This window comes from Mesobacillus thioparans (genome assembly GCF_965138835.1).
In the GTDB taxonomy this organism is placed as follows: domain Bacteria; phylum Bacillota; class Bacilli; order Bacillales; family Cytobacillaceae; genus Mesobacillus; species Mesobacillus thioparans.
Map to the genome: position 1 here is coordinate 16,144 of NZ_CBCSFH010000001.1, position 21,554 is coordinate 37,697.

At 41.0% G+C, this 21,554-nt stretch carries 24 protein-coding genes and 1 tRNA gene; 8 read left to right on the forward strand and 17 right to left on the reverse strand.

Features of this window, described 5'->3' with window-relative positions; translation table 11 throughout:
• Positions 1–7 precede the first annotated feature (7 nt).
• The 4 genes from ACNAZ4_RS00090 to ACNAZ4_RS00105 all read right to left on the reverse strand — a co-directional run bounded on the left by ACNAZ4_RS00090 (position 8) and on the right by ACNAZ4_RS00105 (position 2,339).
• Positions 8–613 carry an AlkZ-related protein gene (locus tag ACNAZ4_RS00090; protein WP_415812164.1) on the reverse strand — a complete coding sequence of 202 codons (606 nt, stop codon included), beginning with the start codon at positions 611–613 and terminating at the stop codon, positions 8–10.
• A gap of 222 nt (positions 614–835) precedes the next feature.
• The gene (rpiA, locus tag ACNAZ4_RS00095) at positions 836–1,501 is read right to left on the reverse strand and encodes a ribose-5-phosphate isomerase RpiA (protein WP_415812165.1); all 666 of its coding nucleotides are present in this window, start codon (positions 1,499–1,501) and stop codon (positions 836–838) included.
• 16 nt (positions 1,502–1,517) lie between these two features.
• Positions 1,518–1,865 (reverse strand): YolD-like family protein, encoded by a 348-nt coding sequence (locus tag ACNAZ4_RS00100; protein WP_415812166.1) that lies wholly within the window; start codon positions 1,863–1,865, stop codon positions 1,518–1,520.
• Between the two features lie 105 nt (positions 1,866–1,970).
• Positions 1,971–2,339 carry a hypothetical protein gene (locus ACNAZ4_RS00105; RefSeq protein WP_415812167.1) on the reverse strand — a complete coding sequence of 123 codons (369 nt, stop codon included), beginning with the start codon at positions 2,337–2,339 and terminating at the stop codon, positions 1,971–1,973.
• A gap of 165 nt (positions 2,340–2,504) precedes the next feature.
• On the opposite strand from ACNAZ4_RS00105, the gene ACNAZ4_RS00110 reads away from it, so the two are divergent.
• Positions 2,505–3,917: a LysM peptidoglycan-binding domain-containing protein gene (locus ACNAZ4_RS00110; protein ID WP_415812168.1), complete on the forward strand. Its 1,413-nt coding sequence runs from the start codon at positions 2,505–2,507 to the stop codon at positions 3,915–3,917.
• A 255-nt stretch (positions 3,918–4,172) separates the two neighbouring features.
• Here the strand turns inward: ACNAZ4_RS00110 and ACNAZ4_RS00115 are convergent, their stop codons facing one another.
• From ACNAZ4_RS00115 to ACNAZ4_RS00130, 4 genes are all read right to left on the reverse strand, one after another.
• Positions 4,173–5,153, reverse strand: coding sequence for an ABC transporter permease subunit (locus ACNAZ4_RS00115; protein WP_415812169.1), 981 nt, complete (start codon positions 5,151–5,153; stop codon positions 4,173–4,175).
• On the reverse strand, positions 5,146–6,057 hold the full coding sequence (locus ACNAZ4_RS00120) for an ABC transporter ATP-binding protein (protein WP_415812170.1): 912 nt from the start codon (positions 6,055–6,057) through the stop codon (positions 5,146–5,148). The genes ACNAZ4_RS00115 and ACNAZ4_RS00120 overlap by 8 nt, the downstream gene beginning before the upstream one ends.
• A 12-nt stretch (positions 6,058–6,069) precedes the next feature.
• The gene (locus ACNAZ4_RS00125) at positions 6,070–6,852 is read right to left on the reverse strand and encodes an SGNH/GDSL hydrolase family protein (protein ID WP_415812171.1); all 783 of its coding nucleotides are present in this window, start codon (positions 6,850–6,852) and stop codon (positions 6,070–6,072) included.
• Between the two features lie 152 nt (positions 6,853–7,004).
• Positions 7,005–7,517, reverse strand: a complete 513-nt coding sequence (locus ACNAZ4_RS00130) for a cell wall hydrolase (RefSeq protein ID WP_415812172.1) — start codon at positions 7,515–7,517, stop codon at positions 7,005–7,007.
• Between the two features lie 313 nt (positions 7,518–7,830).
• On the opposite strand from ACNAZ4_RS00130, the gene ACNAZ4_RS00135 reads away from it, so the two are divergent.
• A complete protein-coding gene (locus ACNAZ4_RS00135; RefSeq protein ID WP_415812173.1) occupies positions 7,831–9,132 on the forward strand; it encodes a M14 family zinc carboxypeptidase in 1,302 nt (433 codons plus the stop codon).
• A gap of 39 nt (positions 9,133–9,171) precedes the next feature.
• Here the strand turns inward: ACNAZ4_RS00135 and ACNAZ4_RS00140 are convergent, their stop codons facing one another.
• Positions 9,172–9,534: a hypothetical protein gene (locus ACNAZ4_RS00140; RefSeq protein ID WP_415812174.1), complete on the reverse strand. Its 363-nt coding sequence runs from the start codon at positions 9,532–9,534 to the stop codon at positions 9,172–9,174.
• A gap of 140 nt (positions 9,535–9,674) precedes the next feature.
• Between ACNAZ4_RS00140 and ACNAZ4_RS00145 the strand changes: the two genes are divergently transcribed.
• Positions 9,675–10,637 (forward strand): M20/M25/M40 family metallo-hydrolase, encoded by a 963-nt coding sequence (locus ACNAZ4_RS00145; protein WP_415812175.1) that lies wholly within the window; start codon positions 9,675–9,677, stop codon positions 10,635–10,637.
• Between the two features lie 38 nt (positions 10,638–10,675).
• Here ACNAZ4_RS00145 and ACNAZ4_RS00150 read toward each other — a convergent pair whose 3' ends face one another.
• Positions 10,676–10,942, reverse strand: coding sequence for a DUF1450 domain-containing protein (locus tag ACNAZ4_RS00150; protein ID WP_415812176.1), 267 nt, complete (start codon positions 10,940–10,942; stop codon positions 10,676–10,678).
• Positions 10,943–11,225: 283 nt separating this feature from the next.
• On the opposite strand from ACNAZ4_RS00150, the gene ACNAZ4_RS00155 reads away from it, so the two are divergent.
• Both ACNAZ4_RS00155 and ACNAZ4_RS00160 read left to right on the forward strand, forming a co-directional pair.
• Positions 11,226–11,981 carry a DUF3891 family protein gene (locus ACNAZ4_RS00155; protein ID WP_415812177.1) on the forward strand — a complete coding sequence of 252 codons (756 nt, stop codon included), beginning with the start codon at positions 11,226–11,228 and terminating at the stop codon, positions 11,979–11,981.
• A gap of 215 nt (positions 11,982–12,196) precedes the next feature.
• On the forward strand, positions 12,197–13,126 hold the full coding sequence (locus tag ACNAZ4_RS00160) for an LCP family protein (RefSeq protein WP_415812178.1): 930 nt from the start codon (positions 12,197–12,199) through the stop codon (positions 13,124–13,126).
• 172 nt (positions 13,127–13,298) lie between these two features.
• On the opposite strand, the gene ACNAZ4_RS00165 is transcribed toward ACNAZ4_RS00160, so the two are convergent.
• The 5 genes from ACNAZ4_RS00165 to ACNAZ4_RS00185 form a co-directional block, all read right to left on the reverse strand.
• The gene (locus ACNAZ4_RS00165; protein ID WP_415812179.1) at positions 13,299–13,613 is read right to left on the reverse strand and encodes a GNAT family N-acetyltransferase; all 315 of its coding nucleotides are present in this window, start codon (positions 13,611–13,613) and stop codon (positions 13,299–13,301) included.
• A 430-nt stretch (positions 13,614–14,043) separates the two neighbouring features.
• Entirely contained in the window at positions 14,044–15,162 is a 1,119-nt protein-coding gene (locus ACNAZ4_RS00170) for a DUF4362 domain-containing protein (protein ID WP_415812180.1), read from the reverse strand.
• 310 nt (positions 15,163–15,472) lie between these two features.
• Entirely contained in the window at positions 15,473–17,167 is a 1,695-nt protein-coding gene (locus ACNAZ4_RS00175) for a M3 family oligoendopeptidase (protein ID WP_415812181.1), read from the reverse strand.
• Positions 17,168–17,299: 132 nt separating this feature from the next.
• Positions 17,300–18,112, reverse strand: a complete 813-nt coding sequence (locus ACNAZ4_RS00180) for a VOC family protein (RefSeq protein ID WP_415812182.1) — start codon at positions 18,110–18,112, stop codon at positions 17,300–17,302.
• A gap of 73 nt (positions 18,113–18,185) precedes the next feature.
• Positions 18,186–18,282, reverse strand: a tRNA-Sec gene (locus ACNAZ4_RS00185).
• Positions 18,283–18,420: 138 nt separating this feature from the next.
• Here ACNAZ4_RS00185 and ACNAZ4_RS00190 point away from each other — a divergent pair.
• A complete protein-coding gene (locus tag ACNAZ4_RS00190) occupies positions 18,421–18,852 on the forward strand; it encodes a DUF2621 domain-containing protein (RefSeq protein WP_415812183.1) in 432 nt (143 codons plus the stop codon).
• Positions 18,853–18,886: 34 nt separating this feature from the next.
• On the opposite strand, the gene ACNAZ4_RS00195 is transcribed toward ACNAZ4_RS00190, so the two are convergent.
• On the reverse strand, positions 18,887–19,420 hold the full coding sequence (locus ACNAZ4_RS00195) for a P-loop NTPase family protein (protein WP_415812184.1): 534 nt from the start codon (positions 19,418–19,420) through the stop codon (positions 18,887–18,889).
• 266 nt (positions 19,421–19,686) lie between these two features.
• Between ACNAZ4_RS00195 and ACNAZ4_RS00200 the strand changes: the two genes are divergently transcribed.
• The gene (locus tag ACNAZ4_RS00200; RefSeq protein WP_415812185.1) at positions 19,687–19,977 is read left to right on the forward strand and encodes a hypothetical protein; all 291 of its coding nucleotides are present in this window, start codon (positions 19,687–19,689) and stop codon (positions 19,975–19,977) included.
• A 27-nt stretch (positions 19,978–20,004) separates the two neighbouring features.
• On the opposite strand, the gene ACNAZ4_RS00205 is transcribed toward ACNAZ4_RS00200, so the two are convergent.
• Positions 20,005–20,226 carry a hypothetical protein gene (locus ACNAZ4_RS00205; protein ID WP_415812186.1) on the reverse strand — a complete coding sequence of 74 codons (222 nt, stop codon included), beginning with the start codon at positions 20,224–20,226 and terminating at the stop codon, positions 20,005–20,007.
• A gap of 136 nt (positions 20,227–20,362) precedes the next feature.
• Here ACNAZ4_RS00205 and ACNAZ4_RS00210 point away from each other — a divergent pair, with 136 nt between their 5' ends.
• Positions 20,363–21,271, forward strand: coding sequence for a nuclease-related domain-containing protein (locus tag ACNAZ4_RS00210; RefSeq protein WP_415812187.1), 909 nt, complete (start codon positions 20,363–20,365; stop codon positions 21,269–21,271).
• The last annotated feature ends 283 nt before the right edge of the window (positions 21,272–21,554 follow it).

The window sequence follows — 21,554 nt, forward strand, 5'->3', positions numbered from 1 at the left end:
CAACTCCTTATAAAAACATTTTCTCGAGTTTTCTGATTTGTTCACTTCCTGTAACCTTATTAAAATGGGAAACTAAATACTCCCTTGCACGATCTTTATCTATATCGACTGGGTTGATCTTATTCCTGCCTGCCCAGGATTCATAGGTTTCAAAGGAGGTGCTGCTCCAGCCGTTACTCTCTCCTTCTGAATTCACTTTTTCCTTGATTCCCGAAATGACAATGTCCATCGATCCCTGAAGTTCTAATAAGGCATTTTCAAAGGCTTTCTTCTTCTCTTTAGCCCTGAATCCTGCCCGAGTCCTTAGTTCCCTTGTATCGATTCCCTCGTCCTGTTTGACGAAATCATAAAGACTTAAGGCCTCTCTATAGACATTGCCATGTTGATAGCGTTCTTCAACCGGTTCATGATGGCCAAGAACGGCCTTAAAATACGGCAATAGCTCAGGAGAAACAAGGATAGACTTCTTCTTTAAAAATTTTCCATAACAAGCCCTGCCATCCACCGAAAACTTAGTCCGCCAACTCCAGGGGTCGAACTCGGTATCTGAATGCCACGAATCAGGTATTGTGATTGTATTTAATGCGGGGAATCCCTTCACTAGCGGTGCCAAAGGCAGGAACCTAGCTCCTGGATTACGCTTACTGCTTCTTCATAGGTTTTTACTTTATATTCCTTCATCTTCCTACTCCTTCAATAACTTGGTCTATACCATATTTCTATAACCGAACATGCTTTCCCTTCAAAAGCAGAAAAAAAGCGACACATAATTTAAGTATCGCGGATCTTTTCTATCTATATCAATTACAATATTCCTTAATATCCTTCTCCATCCCTACTTTACACTCTCGATTACTTCGTTATTCTCGACCGTTATCACCCTGGAAGCCGAATTTACAAACAGCCCATTCTCCACAACACCCGGGATCATGTTCAGCTTCATCTCAAGTTCAGCGGGAGATTCAATTCGTTTAAAGTCACAATCCAGTATGTAATTCCCATTATCCGTGATGAATGGTTGGCCTTCCCTGACTCTTAACTTTGGTACACACCCAAGGCAGGCGACTTTCCTTGATGTCATATCAACGCCAAACTGGACGACCTCCACGGGCAGTGGAAATGCACCGAGCTGGTTTACGACTTTAGAAGAATCAGCAACCACAATAAAAATGGAAGCAGCGTTTGCAATAATTTTCTCCCTCAAAAGCGCTCCGCCGCCGCCTTTTATCAAATTTAAATGTGAATCTACCTGATCTGCTCCGTCAATGGCAACATCGAGGGCTTCTATTTCCTTCAAATCGACCAAAGGAATTCCTTCTTCATTCGCGAGTGCCGCCGTTAGCTCCGAAGTCGGCACTCCTTTGATTTTCAGCCCGCCTTTTACCAATTCACCGAGTTTTTTAATAGTATAATAAACGGTGGAACCAGTCCCGAGTCCAACCACCATTCCATCCTTGATATACTCAACCGCCTTCTCGCCAACCAATTGCTTTTCATTCATTGTAATCACCTCTCGTTCATTTTACCCTTTTGTCTACCTCTACAGCGACAATATCATCAAAATTGATGGCAATTGCGCTGCCATCTTCAGTGACCATCCGAACCTCCTTCCGGATGGGATCGAGAAAATGGATATGCCCTTTTTCTTCATATGTAAAGCCGTCCGCCCATTTGGAGATGATGACTGGGTATGTATATTCCATCGCGCAGCAAATCTTGTTCTCCATTTCCTGGATTTCGTATTCGTCGAGAAGCGGATGCGGCTGTCTTAATTCATCCCGGGCGAGTTCTCTCAATAAGGCGCGATGCTCCGGCATAAAATGTGCTGGCATAAATTTCAGCTTTCCTCTGTCTCGTATTCTCATGCTGACCATCCTTTCGGGATTACTTACTTTCATTATATCCCGAACAAACGTTCGTAAACCAGTCCGTTTTTATTTTTTCATAAAAAAAGACCAGCCTAAGCCAGTCTATGCAGTCACTTCATGATATTTAAAATAAGTCGAGAGCTTTGAATCGACATGATCCTTCCACCCATCCAGCGGTACATTTAAGTCTTTAAGGATTTTGTAGGCATGAACCCAGGCACTCATCTCCGCCGTGATCCTGTAGGACCAATCATTCAGCCATTTTTCATAATCAAGCTCACCTTTCACAAAATCAATTAGATGACCAATTTCATGTGCGAAAGCATATACATTTTCAAGTGTGGTCGACAATGGAATCGTTATGGACATATTAGGATTAAAATTGATTTTTTTCTTGGAGTCATAAATCACCTTGCAATTCAACTTCTCTGCCTCTTCTACCAATCGTAAAAAAGTTCCGTACGTCACCATACCATTTTCCCCTTTTGTCTTTCTAGTTTTCTACCTATTATATACTAACCCGGCTAAAAGCATACGTCTTATTCTCAATTTTCAGAATTTACCTCTTTGAAAAATAGGACAGCTTTTACGCGCATATCTTGATAAAAGGGACGATTAATTGGGAGATGATCAACTGTGAATATACATGTCGTTAGACCGGGGGATAGTCTGTGGAAAATTGCACAGGGATACAAGACAACGATTGATCAAATCATATTAGCGAATGAACTCGATAATCCAAATGTATTAGTAGTCGGACAGTCGCTTGTGATCCCGGAGAATTACAGGGAATATGTTGTCCAGCAGGGTGACAGCTTATGGTCAATCGCCTCCCGTTACGGAGTGAATCTCCAGGAACTCGCAAGCTATAATAATATAGCGGACACGTCATTGATCTTTGTTGGCCAGTTGCTTAAATTCCCTTATTTTTTACATAGGATTCAGTCCGGGGAGAACCTTTGGGCAATTGCACAGCGATATGGAGTGACAGTTAACCAAATTTCTGAGGCAAATAATATTTCGAACCCCACTCTTATTTACCCAGGGGATGTTTTGAGGATACCTGCTCCTGCAAAACCAGTAATCGAGGTTAATGCCTATATTACCAGGATGAGTGAAGCAGGAAGTCAAACTGTCTTAAAATATGGCTCTCTTTTCACCTATCTATCGCCTTTTTCCTATAAGGTGGGTGAAAGCGGTGAATTGATCGAACTGCAGGATTCAAATATTCTTCAGGCTGCAAAAAGGACTAACACATCCCCTCTGCTCACAATCACAAATGAAGCGGATGGCTCGTTCAATTCAGACCAGGCAGCTGCCATCCTGCGAAATCCAGCTGTACAAGACACACTACTTGCCAATGCACTAGCTGAAATGAAAGAAAAAGGTTATATGGGACTGAATATAGATTTCGAGTACGTGTATCCCGAAGACCGAGAAAACTACAATAACTTTCTCCGAAAAGCCGTTGCCCGCATGCATCCCGCGGGTTATACCGTCTCGACCGCCCTGGCTCCGAAACAAAGAGCCGACCAGCAGGGCTTGCTGTATGAAGCCCACGACTATAATGCACATGGACAAATAGTCGATTTTGTAATCATCATGACGTATGAATGGGGCTGGTCCGGCGGCAGGCCATGGGCAATCGCGCCGATTAACGAAGTGAAGAAAGTTTTGGACTATGCAGTCACAGCCATTCCGCGTGAAAAAATATTGATGGGTGTGCCTTTGTATGGCAGGAATTGGAACATCCCGTGGGAGCAGGGAACCTATGCAAAGACACTAAGTCCAAAAGGAGCAGTTGAGCTTGCCGCACAGCAGGGTGTGAACATACAGTTCGACGATCAATATCAATCACCCTTCTTCCGCTATACAGACGCAAACGGACAGCAGCATGAAGTATGGTACGAAGATGCCAGAAGCGTGCAAGCAAGATACGACACGGTAAAAGAATACGGATTGCGCGGTGTAAGTTATTGGGTGCTTGGGCCCTCTTTTCCGCAGAATTGGCCAGTATTGCAGAATAATTTCAGGGTGCGCAAGCTGTGAATAGAAAATCCTGCGATTCGTGATTGCAGGATTTTTTAAATATTTTTCTGCTCCTAAAAACCCTTTCAACCTTCGAATAATTCTTTCTAACCGTTTAAAAAAACGCGACAACCGTTAATATATTCTTTCTAACCGTTAAAAAAAAACCGACAACCGTCTATATATTCTCTCTAACCGTCTATATCTCTAAGTTAATAACCGAAACTATCGCCAAATGATCAAACCCCGACCAAATTCGGCCAGGGTTTGATTATTTTAATAGATATCCTGCCTAATAAACACAGCAAATGAAACGATTAAGGCCGCTAATCCCCAAATAGCCAGCACCACCAGTGAAAAGCCCAGTGACATTCCTTCGATCGGCGGTGCCTGGCCGGATAGGTATCCTGTCAGATTTAGATTGATCATGAACAAGTATTTTGCGGACTCCCATGAGGAAACCATTGTGCTGAGTATAGCTCCTGAAATAAGCGCGGCGAGCATGACGCCCATTCCGGCTGGTGTATTACGGATCAGTACGGATAGCATGAAGGTGATGGTGCCTACAATCAGCGCCACAAACCAGACGAGACTGAACTCCATCAACAGATACTGCCACTGCGGAATCATCTGGACTGCGTTCGTGTTCAACGCATTCCCTTCAACACTGAACCCGGTGATTACTGGTGCTGTCCATCCTTGATAACCAAATATGAGCCCGGATATCAGAAAGGAGAGCACTCCAAACAGGACGACGATGATCGAAACGGACAAAATCAATGAAATGTATTTGCTCATCAGTATTTTCCAGCGCTTGACCGGGCGTGTCAACAGCAGCTTTACCGTTCCTGCAGTTCGCTCAGAAGAAACGATATCCGCCGCGACCACCATGATCATCAATGGCAGGAACAAGTTGATCGAGTGCTCGGCGAACACCCTCGCAAAGCTTGGCGCACCAGGCTCCATCGGGTTCACATTGTTATCAAGATAATACTGCTGCTGCTGGATTCTAAGCTGCAGCTCGCTTTTCCACTCATCAGAAATCCCGCTGCTTGTTACCCTGTTTTGCGTATCGATGATCTGCTGCTGCAAGGTCGTCCGCCAATCTACGTCACCGAAACGTTCAAGCCGTCTTTCAATTTCCCTGTACTGTGAATAAGTAAAAAGGGCGACCAAAACTGCGATGATTCCCGCCACTATCAGGATCCTCTTTTTGCGGACGATTTTCAGCATCTCATTCCTGACCAGGTTAATCAATCGATTCACCTCCAGTCAACTCAAGGAACAGATCTTCAAGCGCAGGCAATTTCCTGTTCATCGCATTCACTTGAACCCCTTTTTCGACCAACATCTGGTTCCATTTTGCTGATTGAGTTTCTATATAAGGGGTGATAATTGCTCCATCAGGACCATCCAGAACATCTGTGACTCCAATTAAGATCTCTTTAGCTAAATCTTGCGGTTCTGCCTGCCAGATGACTTTTTCCTGCAAAGCCAAAAGGTTTTCCACATAATCGACTTTGATAACCGAGCCTCTCGAAATTATAGCAACCCGATCACACATCAGCTGGATCTCACTCAACAGATGGCTTGATACAAGAACGGTCAACCCTTCTTCCTCCGCCAAATAACGGATAAAGTTCCGCATTTCCCTTATGCCCATTGGGTCCAGTCCGTTTGTCGGCTCGTCAAGGATCAGCACCTTCGGCTTGCCAAGCAAAGCCTGTGCTATTCCGAGACGCTGGCGCATCCCGAGGGAATACGTCTTGACCAGGTCGTGGATCCGTTCTTCCAGGCGTACGAGCTTGACGACATAATCCATGTGGTCCCGATCCACTTCAGGAAGCATCCTGGCAAAATGCTCAAGATTCTCCCAGCCTGTCAAATAGGAATAGAGTTCGGGGTTTTCCACGATACAGCCCATCTGCGACATTGCTTTCGTAAAATTCTTCCTTACATTATAACCGCCTATTTCAATTGTCCCGGCACTTGGCCTGATCAATCCGACAAGCATGCGGATGGTCGTCGTTTTGCCCGCTCCATTGGGACCTAGAAATCCAAAGACTTCCCCTCTTCTTAAATCAAAGTCGATTCCTTTGATGATTTCTTTTTTGCCGATTGTTTTTCTCAGCCCTTTTACAGACAGCGTAATCTCACTCATCCTTCTCCCCCCTTACCATGTAATCAAAGACGCGACCCGTTCCGCAATCAGTCTGTATCCCTCTGCATTGGGATGAAATTTATCTGTGTATAAATAGTCGTTCACACTCAGCTGGAACAAATCGAAGGTCGGTACATAAATCGCTTTCTGCCGCTCATCAAGAAGCTTATTGGTCTCGTAATTCCAGTCACGGACAATTTTCGTGGTCGCTGCTGAATCATTCAAATCGATGAACGGGTTATACAAACCAATATGGAAAATGACTGCTGAATCATTCAAGCTTCGCAATTCTGTCAGGATCGAATCAAGATTTTTAAGATACTCTTCCTTCGTCTGGGCAATTTTCTTTTCATCCATCTCTAAAAACGTTTGTCCGCTCTGGAACAGGTCATTTCCGCCAATCGTGATTAATATGTAATCCGCATTCTGGATTTTCCTCCGGATTTCACTCTGTTTCAACTGTTCCAGCAGTTGATTGGATCGATAACCTTTGACTCCGTAGTTATGTATTGAGATTTTTTCATCTGATTTTTCTTCTAGCTCATCGACCAGATAGCCAATGTAACCCTTCCCTTTGTCGTCCCCAGTTCCCCTGGTCAGCGAATCTCCAAGAGCGACAATTACCTTGGCGTCTTTTTCTGCTGGTACATCCCCTACGGACTTTGCCTGTTCTATCGCACCTGTTGCTCCTTTGCTGAAAAATTGGTTCTGAATTGTCCATCCAAGACCAAACAACATCAATATCAATGAAAGCATTGATATAGCCAGTGTTATTGCTACCGAATACTTTTTCACCAGACCACCCTCGTTCCACTAATTGGTAAGTCTTATTTTATAATAATTTTCCCGTTAATAAAAATGATAATACTGTGGCGGATGTGCTGGCTCCCAGGTTTTATCTCTTTTAAAAAGCAAAAAAGCGCGCAGCCTTTATGCTGTACGCGCTTTTAGATGGCAAATGCATGTTTCCCGATCGTCTTTACGACATCACGAGTGAAAATCCATTTGCTTGTTGCTGTTTCCGGATTATAGAAGTAAAGGCAATCTGTTTTATTCTCATGTTCCAGTGCATCTTCAACTGCTTTGATCGCTTCTTCACTCGCCGGTTTATTGATTGCACCATTTTGGACCGGCTGGAATGCGTTTTTTTGGTAAATGACTTCTTTTACAGTATCAGGAAATTGTTCGTTCTCCACACGGTTCAAGACAACTTCCGCCACAGCCACCTTGCCTTCATATGGCTCACCTTTTGCTTCCGCGTGGACAAGGCGTGCAAGAAGTTTCACTTCCTCTTCCTTAATGAAACGCTTATCCGTGATTGAAGACTCCTTGACGTCAACATCCACCTTTTTCGTTTTCAATGTATCCGCCTGATTGGTTTTTGTTGTTTCCGCAGCATACACTGTATATGAACCAATAACTAATGTTAGGATTGAAACCAGCATAAGAATTTTTTTCATAGTAAACCTCCTGTTTGGTTTATTAGACTCTACAGGCCCTTTAATAGGCTAACAGGCTTACCATCATATCACACTAGTGAATCATTGGGTTAAACTTTAACTTATACCAAGAAGGGTAAAAACTGTATCTATTATTACGCCATTATGGTCTCTCGTAAACTTTGTTACAGATTTATAATACTTGAATCGAATTTCCTATCTATTTCGTATGACTAAATAACCGTTTTTCTAAAAATTCAGAATAAATATATTATTCCTGTTATCCTCATGTTAAGATGTTTTGGAAACTATTAACAAGGAGGAGGAAGATTGAATGAAAAAGAAAAAAGTACTAGGTTACATACTGACTACCGGTTTGATTTCTGCTTCTCTGCTGGGAACAACCGTTCCAAGTTTCGCAGACTCAACAACAACCCCAAATGGTCCATGGGTTCAGGATGAACAGAATCTTTCTTTTGAAAGCCTTATGTCGAATGAGCAACTCGAAAAAAAATTAATACAGATAGAAAAAGCCTCCAATGGCAGGATGGTCCTGGAGCAATTCGGTGCTTCTAATGACGGCTATCCGTTATACGTCAGCAAATTCGGGGACAATGATCCGGATAAAAAGCGGGTATTAATTTATACTCAGATCCATGGCAATGAGACACTTGGAACCGAGGCAGCTGTTGAATTAATGCAAAAGCTGGCAGCTGGTGGACAAGAAGCGAAAAATATTCTGGATAAAGTCAGTGTCTGGTTTGTTCCGCGGATCAATCCGGACGGTACTGCCAATCTGTATGAAGGGAAGCCGTTTCCAACTCGATACTCCCATCAAACCTGGAATCCAGAGGAACTGGGTCTCCCTTCCGGCACGAATGCCCCGTGGTATTATAATGCTGAAGGAAGCGAACGAGGACAAAATAATGAGGGCAAAGTTGTCTATGGAATTCCAGGATTTGACCTGAACCGAGATTTTCATCCAGACTATGAATTTGACGTAAGTGAAGAAATCAGCAAGGATCCGGCCAAAGTAGCAAGTATTTTAAATGAAAGAGGCACAAACAATGGTTCTCGGGCATCGCTGGTCTTCTCTCCAGAAACACGTGCACTGACAAAACTGGTTAAGGAACTGAATCCGGACGTTGCAATTGACCTGCATCACCGCGGATTCAATCGCCTTTCTGAAGATGACAGCCGTTCCGTATCCATACAGCTGCTCGCGCAATTCACGACCAAGCCATACAGAGATCCTTTCAGTGAGAAAACTTATGACCTGGACCCTGAAGTATTGGCATTAAGCAAAAAAGTAAATGCAGTAGCATATGAATCCTTGCAACGAGGAAATTCATCTTACGGAGCCATTCAAAAATACCCTACGGTCAACTATCCGGGTTCGGGTCTAGGCGCCATCCAGCTGAATGGTACAGCAACAATGCTAATTGAAATAAAAGGACAAACCCAGACACTTGGCCAAAAACAAAACGGGATGTTAAAGGAAACGGCAAAAGTTCCAGTGATGGCCGTGTTGAACAGCATTGCAGATGGCTCTGTTGAAAATGCAGATACTGCTGTCTATGATGCGATCCCAGAATATGCTCTTCCGGTAAGTCCTGGCGGCGGGCACGACCATTAAACACAAAACACCGCACGCGAGTCCCTCCGTGCGGTGCTTCTATTTTGGTTGATGTTCGTGTCTAAACCAATTTAAACAATTTTTCAACGTATGCATTCGAGCAGTCAAAATAAATAGATCATCAGAGTTATTTTCAACATAGCGTTCAATAATACTAAATCCTTTTCTGAACCTGTCGACCAGCAATAATGTGTATTTTTCATCCCATTCAAACATATTAATCCTTTTCAGTTCAGCAGCTAGCGACTGAAATTTATACTCTTCTACCCACGACCTTACCTGATACAATTTATCGTGATTTAAAATCAATCCCGATTTCTCCCGATAGCATTTTTGGACAAAGTCGGAAAAACCCCTGATATTTTCAGCTAATAGGTTGGTTTTTTGCATTTCAAAATTCAAGTTCCTCCCCTCCCTCAAATCAAAATATGCTTTATGCCGCAAATTTATACAAATCTAGGAAAATAGTCTGTTTTTATAAACATTAAGTTAATTTATAATTATGCGTATTGTTGTATTTTTATATAAAAGGAGGAAATTCTATGAAGAAATCGATTTGGTCCATTCTAGCTGCTTTTGTTCTGTTACTCTCTGCCTCAGGAAGTGCCTGGGCGTATGCCCCGTCTGTCGTACATAAACCTGGAGCACTCGCCTATGAACATACTAAGTATTTATCTGAAGAAATAGGCAGCCGAGTGACTGGTACCGACGGAGAAAGTTTGGCAAAAGAGTATATTAAGAAACAATTTGAAGAGATAGGTTACACCCCAGATGTGCAGGAGTTTTCTTTTACAAAAAAGGGTACATCACTCTCTTCTTCGAATGTGATTGCATACAAAAAAGGCAAATCACCTCAACAAATCATTGTAGGCGCTCATTATGATTCAGTTAAGACTGGCAAGGGTGCAGATGATAACGCATCTGGAGTTGGGGTGATGCTTGAAGCAGCACAGGTCCTGGAAAAGGTATCAACTCCATATTCCATCGTATTTATCGCTTTCGGAGCAGAGGAAGGTGGTTTGAATGGTTCGAATTTTTATGCAAGCCAAATGACAGCAGCCGAAATTAACAACACGGTTGGAATGATCAACCTCGACAGTCTTGCTGTTGGCGACAAAATGTACATCCACGGCAGCGCGGGTGATGCAGGCTTCATCAGGGAACAAGCTTTGAAAATTGCAGAAAAAAGAAAGCTTGATATCGGCATAAATCCAGGTCTGAATGAACACTATCCAGCAGGAACAACAGGTGACTGGAGCGACCACGCTCCGTTTAATGAGCTTGGCATCCCATTTGCTTACTTGGAATCTACTAATTGGGAAATTGGCGATTTGGACGGATATGAGCAAACGATGGAATATGGCGGTGTCTGGCACACTGAAAACGACACACTCGCTTTCATCGAAACCGCCTACCCAGGCAGAATCCAGGAACGCCTATCCAGCTACAGTCAGGTTCTGACAGAATTACTAAAGCACTTTAATAAAACAAGCACTTCTAAATAGAATAAGAAAACCGCTCAGGTAATGTCCCTGAGCGGTTTTCAATCTAAATATTGAGCCATTTTCTTAAGCAATTCACCGGAATTATCTGCACTCACAAACTCTCCCTCAACCATCGCATATGGAGATAACCGGCATTCCTTGCATCTGCTCTGGCATTCGAACTCCTTATAATTCACATTTTTCCGACTCAAGAATTCATTATATTCAACGTAATGTTCTTCTTTTAAAAACTGCTCTAAATTGCGCTGACAAAATTCGATGTTCACTTTCTTTTGTTTTGAAAAAAGCTTTTGAAATACATTCATATGAGAAACTTCCTTTTCTAAATAAGTCAAGTTACCAAAAGGAGTACAGAGTGATTGATGATTAAAATAGGATTCTTTATTAGTAGTATAAACGAGCGCAGTAACATATGCCCTATTATAGGATCCAAAAAGACAGAGAAGATACTTTCGCAGCAACACTAAAAAACACAAGCGCGAGCATCTTTTCCTTAAAAAGTATATCATTATTTTTGAAATACCTTAAATACTTAAATTTTAGTAGTTTTCCAAATAATTTCGAATAATAAACTAAGGGGTGATTGACATGATCATTAATGAACGAGAAAAAGATTTCATCATGGTTGCCCAGCATGACCATGCCAGGATTTCTATGCAAGCTGCTGTAAATTGGAGAGATGATTATTTTGAGGGATTAGACAGGAAGGAGTCTGTGGTTCTCGCTGTACGAGAGCATGATCGATGTTGGATTGAGGCTGACAAAGACCCTTTATGGAACGAACAAACCCAGCAGCCCTACTCATTCATGGATTACCCTGGCAGCCCCAAACTTGCCTTTTACAAAAGAGGGATCGATGAAGTCCTGCAGATGGATCCTTACGCCGGCTTGCTATGCAGCCTCCATTATGCCTCCTTCCTTGAAGATGCAACAAGCACGATTGGTAAGAATTTTTGGAACGAAGAAAAACAAAGACAGCAGCTCTTACTGAAAGAATTACAGATTATACATGACAAGGTCCTCTCTTTCCATTTAAATCTATTAAAATTCTGCGACAATCTCTCATTGTACATTTGCCTCAATGAACCTGGAACACCAAAAGACAAAGAGCATTATTTTTACCGGAATGGGTTTCCGCAGAGATTCTTCTTTGCTGGGGAAAAACCGATCCATGCAAAATGGTTAGACAATGAAACTGTCACCCTTTCCATTTCGCCATTTAAAAAACCACTCAAGGTTATGCTGCCGTTTAAAGCAGTTAAAAAAGAGGCGATCAATAGATCCGGGCTTTCAGCTGCCTATAATGCCAGCGCACTTTTACTTAGGGAAGTTAGCTTTGTATAAACCGCTTTTATTCTTGCTGGAACAATTTGCAGTGAAACAGTAATCGAATTAAATTTCACATAAACATATTCGAATTCTATTATGACCTCTTTAAATCAAAAACTCTGTTAACAGAATTTCAAACAACTGTAACCTAAATTACTACTAACTGAAATCTTTTTATGGGATAATGGCACTTCTGGTAAAAAGAGAAAGTTCAACCGGGTGGTGTTATAGTGACAAAAAAGAAAGCCAGAAAAATCAGATGGGGACGAGTGGTTGGCGCACTGCTGATCATTGGGATCTTTACTGTTGGTCTTTTTACCGTATTTCATTACATAGAAGGAACTTATCAAGCATTCAACCAACCATTAAAAAAGGCTGAAGCAGAATCGTTTCAAGGAGAGAAGAATACCCAAGAGGCAGTGAATGTCCTTTTACTGGGGAGTGACTCTCGCGGAGAAAAAGCAGCACGGACAGATTCTATCATGGTTGCTCATTACAACCCGAAAACGCATAAGGTAAAACTGATCTCGCTCATGAGGGATATGTATGTGAAAATACCTGGACACGGACAGCAAAAATTAAATGCTGCCTACTCATTCGGCGGTCCCGAATTACTCAGGAAAACGATAAAAATGAATTTGGGTCTCGACATCCATCATTATGCGGTCGTAGATTTTAAAGGCTTCGTAAAAGCAGTCGACCTCCTTGTCCCAAACGGAATTCAAGTAGACATACCATATGAAATGTCTGAAGGAATCGGGATGACCCTCGAACAAGGAACACAACAGCTGCATGGAGAAGAACTATTAGGATATGTCCGTTTCCGCAAGGACAGGTTAAGCGACTTCGGACGAGTCCAAAGACAGCAGGAAGTAGTCTCAAAACTGAAAGACGAAGCCATAAGCCTTAACAGCGTGGCCAAGCTCCCCGAATTATTAAAAGTTTTAGGTTCATATGTCGATACCGATATTGAAACATCCACACTCCTGACCATCGGAAAAGACATCCTGACCAATGAAACCGGAGAAATACAAACCATGCGCCTTCCCGAAGACGGCAGTTTCGAGAATGAACGTTATGAAGGAGTTGGAGAAGTGCTGGAGGTTGATTTTGACCGAAATGAAGATGTTATGGAGAAGTTTTTAGGAGATGAAAAATAACCAATGAAGACATAGAAACAATGTCTCATCATTAGGGGAGTCCATTAAGGAACTCCCTTTTTCTTTTTTCATCTCAGAAATTGCACTTAATTCAATAAACACAAGTTCGTCCTCGTCATTAAAATATCCATAGGAGAATTACTTCAACGTTTATTTTCCAGAAAAAAAGAACTCATAAAGAGTCCTTTTTCAAATCCATTTTGAAGGCTTTTACAATAATTCCATCATTCATTGGTTCCAAATCAAGTTCAGGTATCCGTTCAAATCCCCTTCTCTCATACAGCGATATTGCTTTTTTCATGAAAGAAGCTGTATGTAGGCCGATATGTGAATTATTTTCTTCTTTTGAAACCTTTATACAATGTTCGACTAGTGCTCCGCCAATCCCTTTGCTGCGAATCATAGGTTTAACAGAAAGCATACGCACCTCAGGATAATCCTGAATATTTTCGTTCCATTCATAAGCCTGAATGGATGCTGGAAACAAAACGACACTACCAGCTGCCTAATGCTCTTTTGAAACAAATTGTTCATACCCTTGATAACTTTCCAACCTTAGATTCCTAACAGTCTCTATTTCTCCATATTCCATTTTTCTAATTTTCAACTCAGCAATCCCCATACCATCTTATCGAGCGTGATTACAATGCACCTTTCATCATAATAAAATGAAACAAATGATTAAGGATTACAATAGGCAATAGCCCTATTATAAAAGTTGGTATGTCTTTTATAATGGACTACTCAGAATCCCAAGCCGAAAACCCATCAAAAGCATGATGTTCCTTAAACTTCTAAATACAAAATTTCACATTGCCAAGTTGGACATAGAGCAACTTATCTTCTTACAAAAACCACCCAGTATACTGAGCGCTTACTCACTTATGAATTTTGGTGGGTGTGTGTGTGAATCGAACCTACTTTATTTTTTTAATTTCTTTCACTTTGGCTCTTCCTGGCTTCGATCCGATGATGTTACCGTCTATTGTTGCTCGAATTTTATCACCAAGTTGGTACTCTTCAACAGGAACTCCTTCTAATACGGTAAAATTAAATATAAATGAATCCATGTCCATCTGCTTTATTTCGTCTTTCATCCATTCATAATCCAGCTTATTTAATTCTTCTCCAATTAACAGAGTGTTGTTCTCACGTTCTAGCACATAGCCTTGAACAATTACTTCCGGTTTTTCTGTTTGTTTCTGGTCAGACTGCGCAATAATATAATTAGCAATCTTTGTAAATTTCAGCCCCTCCTGGCTGTCATCACATTCCTTCCAGCTAATTTCCTGCTGCCCACCATTTATATACACCTTTAAATTGTATTTTATAGCGTCCGGCTGATCACAGGAGGAAAGACCTCCTTTTTCACCTAAATAATTCGCAAAAACTAGTCTATTATACATTTCTTGCTTCACATTTTCATTCATATGAAACGGTTCCGTAACACCGTTTTTCTTTTTTATGGTGGCGGTTTTCGTATTGATTTCGTTCTCAAGATTCTCTCCGTACTTTAAGTCAATTTCAAACAAATCCTGTTGGCTCACGTTATATTCAATTTCTATGATTTCCTCCATCCCGTATGGAACTTCTTTACAATCAGTTGCTATGTAAGAGGTATTGGTAGGATTCACTTCTTCGATCAATTGGCCGCAGCTAATCGTTTCTATTTCCCCACTACCATATGTATCACGGGTCGAATCATTTTTCACCTCAAGAGACTCCCCGTTATATTTCAAATCCTTCACAATTGGATCCCCTTCAATCGTGTAGAACACGATACGTAAATCTGATGACTCCCCACTCTTCATATCTTCATAGAAACGCTGCATCCTTTCGATCCCATCAATGCTTCCATGAGTATTCAAGACATCAACATCCCTCACACCCTTTACAATAGGTTTAGGCCTTTCTTTGCCTGCTGACGGAGATTCTCCATTGGCTTTAGGGCTGCCATTTTCATTATCTTGCATATTACAGGAAGCTAGCGAAAAGATTAAAATAAAATAAAAAAGGAATTTTAACATTTTTTTCATTTGACCCTCACATCCATTCAGTAATTTTCAGTACAAGATACCTATTTTGGATAAAAATTACACCTTATAATGAATAGACGTATGTATTGAGAAAATGTCACAATCCTTTTTCAGTTAATTGGTTCAAAATTGAAAGATACACGATTTAAAGCGGCATTAATAATATAAATAGTGACTGTCACACACCAATTTTTCTTGTTTCACTTAGTTGGTTTTGTTTGAAGAAAGCACAAAAAAAAGGAGATGTGCCCTCCTAAAGTGACCAATCTCCTTATATAAATACTTATTAAGTTTTTACTTTATTACTTAATTAAAGAGCCTTATCATCAACTGTATCCAAATAAGCTTCAATCTCATCAATCACAGATTTCACACAACCATCTTCAAATGGAGAAATCAAATTCGCTTCTTTTACAAGCTCTGTGAATGATTGGCTTCCGCCTTGCTTACATAGGTGCAGGTAATCTTTCCAGGCATCCTCTGTATTTTCCTGCGTGCGTTTCCAGAATTGCAACGCACAAATTTGAGCTAGTGTGTAATCAATATAGTAGAAAGGAACCTTATAAATGTGTCCCTGCTGTTGCCAGAAACCACCGTTTTCCAAGAAGTCATTTCCTTCATAGTCACGATGTGGCAGGTACTTCTTCTCGACTTCTCTCCAAGCTTGCTTGCGCTCCGCTGGAGTTGCTTCCGGGTTGGCATACACAAAATGCTGGAATTCGTCGACTGCCACACCATAAGGAATAAACAGGACCGCTTCACTTAAGTGAGAGAACTTGTACTTATCCGTATCTTCCTCGAAGAATAGGTCCATCCAAGGCCAAGCAAAGAATTCCATACTCATTGAATGGATTTCACACGCTTCTAGTGTAGGGAACGCGTACTCAGGCACTTCAAACCTACGACTTTCAAATACTTGGAACGCATGTCCCACTTCATGTTTTAAAACACGAACATCACCTTTTGTTCCATTAAAGTTTGCGAATATGTATGGTGACTTATGTTTGCTAATATAGGTGCAATATCCACCGCCAGCCTTACCTGCTTTACTTAATAGGTCCATCAGGTTGTTTTCTAACATATAAGTGTAAAAGTCATTCGTTTCAGGTGACATTTCCTCATACATTTTCTTGGCTTGATGTACAATCCACTCTGCATCTCCTTTAGGATCAGGATTTCCTGTCTTAAAGCTGAAGCTGTCATCGTAATATTTAAATGTGTCGACACCAATTCGTTTCTGCTGCCTTTGTTTTAGTTTTGTAGCTAAAGGAACGATGTACTCTTTTACTTGGTCACGGAATTTTGCTACCATTTCAGCATCATAATCAGTACGAGAAAGTCGAACATAAGCTAGCTCTGTAAAAGAAGAGAATCCTAGCTTCTTTGCAATATTAGTCCGTACTTTAACAAGCTTGTCGTATAAATCATCTAATTGATCGGCATGCTCAACGAAAAAGCTGTACTTCGCTTCATTTGATTCCTTCCTAATGGTACGATCAGCTGATTGCTGATAAGGAACTAATTGAGCAAGATTTTTTACTTCCCCATCAAACGGAATTTTAGCTGAAGCAAGTAAATCAACATACTCACTAACCAGTTTGTTTTCTTCCTGCATGTCTTTCAACACATCAGGAGAGAATGTCTTTAATTGACTGTCAGATAGTAAAAATAACTGCTTACCCCATTTTTCTTCTAACTGAGAGCGGAATTCAGAACCTGTAAGTGCCTCATAATACTTCGTGATTAGACCCTTGTAGGCAGGTCCTACTTCATTGAAAAAATCCTTTTCTTTCTTATAAAACTCATCCGTTGTATCAATCGTCTGACGAATTTGAACAATCTGCCTCATGCTTTCAAACTCAGAGCGTGACTCATTGATCTCTTTCATTACTCCGTCCTGAATCTCAAAGGACTCAGCAGACTTGAACCTCTCTAGCAATTTATTAAAGTTCCCCTCCACCTCTTCAAGATTTGGCCTTGTATATGGATAATCGTTAAACTGCATGAAAAAATCCTCCTTATGTAGTAAGTAATAAAGTAACTATTTCGACAAAGTGAGTCAATCTCCTTTCAAAACAAGAAAAAAACTTCGTTGTTCGAAATAAATGTGAAAGGGTCTTTTTCAATCTCAATGTTATTAACGAAACTTCCAATAACCATCCAACAGTTCAAAAAATTGACTTTGATTCGTGTCAGTTAGGTTCACTAAAAAAGGAGTCTCCCCTTTTTCTTTTAATACCTTAGCAGCCGGGCCGTCTCCAATTGGTGTGAAAAATAATAAATTAGTTCTGTCCAATTCTAAAATTCTGCAACGGGCATTGAGTTCCGTATCAATATACTCCTCACCTTGTTTAAGGCCGAACAATTTCCTCCAAATTTCCGGTGTTTGATCCAGATCATTTACGACAAATCCAACACTTTCCAACTTTGGTTGGCCAATTATGTGTGATCCTATGACTCTTTGTTCCTCTAATTCAGAATACCTTTCTTCATCTGATTTTTCCCATTGAATGAAAAACGGTAAAGGAACCTTGTTTTCCGCGTACTCAGGGAATAACAATGACCATCTGATTAATTGACCATCAGCACGAACTCTCTCCCCAGTTAGCGGCCCATATACTATAAGTCCTTCTGTCTTAAGTTTTATTGCTAGTTCTTCTATTTGATTTGTTCGGATTGCGACTTTAGCAGGACCTTCCCGACTTTCTTTTGCTAACTGTTCAACGATTTGAGTAATCAATCGATTTTCATTATGTTTTTCAGCGATCGATAGATTTTCAATTCCTAAAAATTCAATATAACTTAAACCAAAATAAGTTAGGGTATTATATGTTCCCCAAGATTCATGACGGCCACCCTTCACAACATGAAGTCCTTTTTGGTTTATGGGAGAAATTGCTTTCTCTGGATTCTTAAAGAACCAAACAAGATGATCAAAGAAAAATTGCATTACTGTACCCCTTTCTGATCCTTCACACAAAAAACCGCCCAGCATTCTGAGCGGTTAGTAATTTATGTATGTTTGGCGGGACCGCCTGGGAATCGAACCCAGCTAACCTGGCACGCAGGTCACAAGCGGTTTTGAAGACCGTGGAGGACACCAGTACCCCATTCAGCCCCATTTGAAGAACAAGGTCTATTATACTTACAAGCTGTCGATTTTACAAGAGAGTTACTCAAATTGTCACAAGACTTGTCTTCCCTTGACTGCTGATACTATAATAAGAAAAGATATTAGAAATGCGTGGGTGAAGGGTTATGTATCAGCTTGAAGGTTGGTTTTTGTGGTTTATTTTATTCTGGGTCGTAGTATTGGTTGGCTTATTCGCGATTGGCGGCTATTTCATGTTCCGCAAGTTTTTGAAAAAACTGCCTAAGGACGACGGCAAATCGGATATGGACTGGGAAGAGTATTATGTGAAGCAGACGAGCCATCTATGGTCCGATGACCAGAAGGCATTGCTCGAAGATTTGGTTAGTCCGGTTCCTGAGTTGTTCAGGGATGTGGCAAGACACAAGATTGCCGGCAAGATTGGTGAGCTTGCACTAAAGGAAAATGCGGACAAGATCACTCAGGAACTTGTCATCCGCGGCTATATCCTGGCCACGCCAAAGCGTGACCATAAGTTTTTGCGAAAGCGGCTTGCTGAAAAACAAATCAGCACGGCTCCTTTTGAGAGCCTGTTTTAAAACTGCCTTAGTGTAAGGCAGTTTTTTTCTTGTGTTAAGCTGCTCCTCCGGACGATTTCTTTTTCCGCTTGACGAAAAGCTTGAATACATCATCACTCTTCGTCAGTATGATGACTTTGTCTTTGTACGGCTTCATCAGTTTGATGGCCTCTACGAGATTGTTGCCATCATATTGGTGGTTCCATTTTAGCAACTCGATCAGCGTCTTCAGATTCTCTTTTCGTGGGGAAGGTGCCAGCTTTACTTTTCTTAAAATAAACCTTTTCAGAATTCTCCAGTCGCGAACGAATACATTCGCCTTGAACACAAAAATATAGTCAGCATGCCTGAAGCTTTCTTCAAGCCAGCTATAATACACGCCTTCGATGATCCACTTATCCTCTGATAAAAGCTTGTTCAGCTTTTCGCCCCTTTTTACCGGAGGCGTCTGTGAACCGAAAAACTCGGAATCTTGATCCCAAAATATACTGTCCAAATCATGCCTTGGAACCCCGAGCATTTTTGAAAGTTTTGCCGCTATGTAGGTTTTACCGCTTCCCGGGCCGCCGATCATATGTATTTTTGTCACTGTCTTTCACCCTGTCAATTAGTCTTTGTCGAGATCGTTGTCCAAAACTGACGGTGTTCTTTCTTCTTTTATACCGATATGTGCTTTGATTACAACCAATTCTTTCAGGATTAGTCTCGTATTTAGCCACGCTCCAACTGCAGCGAGAAACGCAACCGCCAAAATGATCATCAACCAAATATTTATTACCAAACCACTCACCTCTCAACCAATTCTACCACAATTTAACACGAAAAAATGGTAGAATTCTTGAGGGAGGGATATACATGATAGAGATAGGATTCTGGATCATCTACTATTTGCTTTTAATGTCAATTTTCGTTAGGGCGATTTATAGGGTTATCAAGAAACAACAGGTTTCTCTTGCAGTGATCGCGATTTTCTTAATCATTTCTGTACCAATGGTCAGCCTGATGAACAGCATCGGCAGGCCCCTTGATATGAATGAATTCGAATTTTTAGCAATGGAATTCACGCATGGCGCACTTTGGGCTATTTTCACGATTGCGGGTTACATCTACTTGCTGGTTTGGTTCATTCTTTCGTTAAAAAAATAACGAGTTTCAGATGCTGAAACTCGTTTCTCACTTTATTCTTCTCCTCCGTCTGCCATAAGCACCGGACCGCATCGCCTTCGCCTCACACACATTCCCTACAATCAATAGGACGACCCCAATAGCAATTAAACTAAACATAACTGAAGGTGAAATGGTCGCAATGTATCCCATCCCCTTCAAGAACATCGGTACAAGAAAAACGGCCAGGCCAAGTACTTTCAGCAAAATTGCATAAACCTTCAATGACATCTCGACTCCTCCTGACTGAATCAAGTGGTCTTATCATTGTATTCATATAGGCTTGTACAATTCACAAAAAATTCAATATTTTTAGTTTGGTAAAATAGTATGATTATCTTGACTAATTACAGGAAGGAAGATGATTGTGGCTTTCAAAGAGCGCGTGGAACCAATTATTTTATCGAAATTGAGGGTGTTAAACAAGAGACTGGAGTTATCGGATGAAGAGAAAAGGTACCTATCAAATCTGGATAAAGGATATCAAGGCGAATTACAATTCGATTCCCTGACAGGGACACTGACAAACAGTTGTTTAATCCTGAACGAATTGCTGCTCGAAATAGAAAAAGCAACCTTTCAGATCGATACATTAATTATATTCGCTGACACCTTGTACATTTTTGAAATAAAGAATAACCACGGAGATTACCTGTACAAACAAGATGGACTAACCTCACTTATAACCGGGGCATCCATTAAAAATCCCCTCGATCAACTCAATCGCACTAAACTGCTTTTTAAGAAGCTATTGAATCAACTTGGCTACAACTTTAAGCTTCAAGGTTCGGTCGTCTTCATTAACCCCGAGTTCACACTGTACCAGGCACAACCCGACCTACCATTCATTTTTCCCACCCAAATCAAACGACTACACAATCATCTCAATAACCAACCGGGAAAAGTATCCACCAACCATTACAAACTCGCGAATAAACTAGTCTCCCTTCATCAAATTGAAAGCCCATCTAATAAACTGCCTAACTTTCACTATGATGAACTTACGAAAGGAATTACTTGTTTGGGATGTGAGTCGTTTTCGGTGGAAACAGCAGGACAACAAATATTCTGTAAAGATTGCGGACATAAAGAAAAAGTCGAACTTGCAGTCTTAAGAAGTATAGATGAATTTAGGTTGCTTTTTCCAGCCCGTCCAATAACTACCCCATCTATAAAAGAGTGGTGCAATATAATCCCCGATAACAAAAGGATTAGCAGAATACTAGCAAAACATTACGATTATACAGAAATAAAGAAAGGGAGAACTTATTCTTGAACCCAAATGTCCATTAAATCTACTTTCTTAGACATTTTGANNGGCATTCCTCTCTGAAATGTCCATTAAATCCACTTTCTTAGACATTTTAACTGGCATTCCTCTCTGAAATGTCCATTAAAACCNNNTTCTTAGACATTTTGACTGGCCTCCCTTTCTGAAATGTCCATTAAAACCCATCATCACTAATATATCATTGATGAAATTAACATTTTCACTCAACAAAAAAACAATCAGCCCCACCTTCGCTGATTGCCTTGATAGCCACACTTGCTATCCTGCC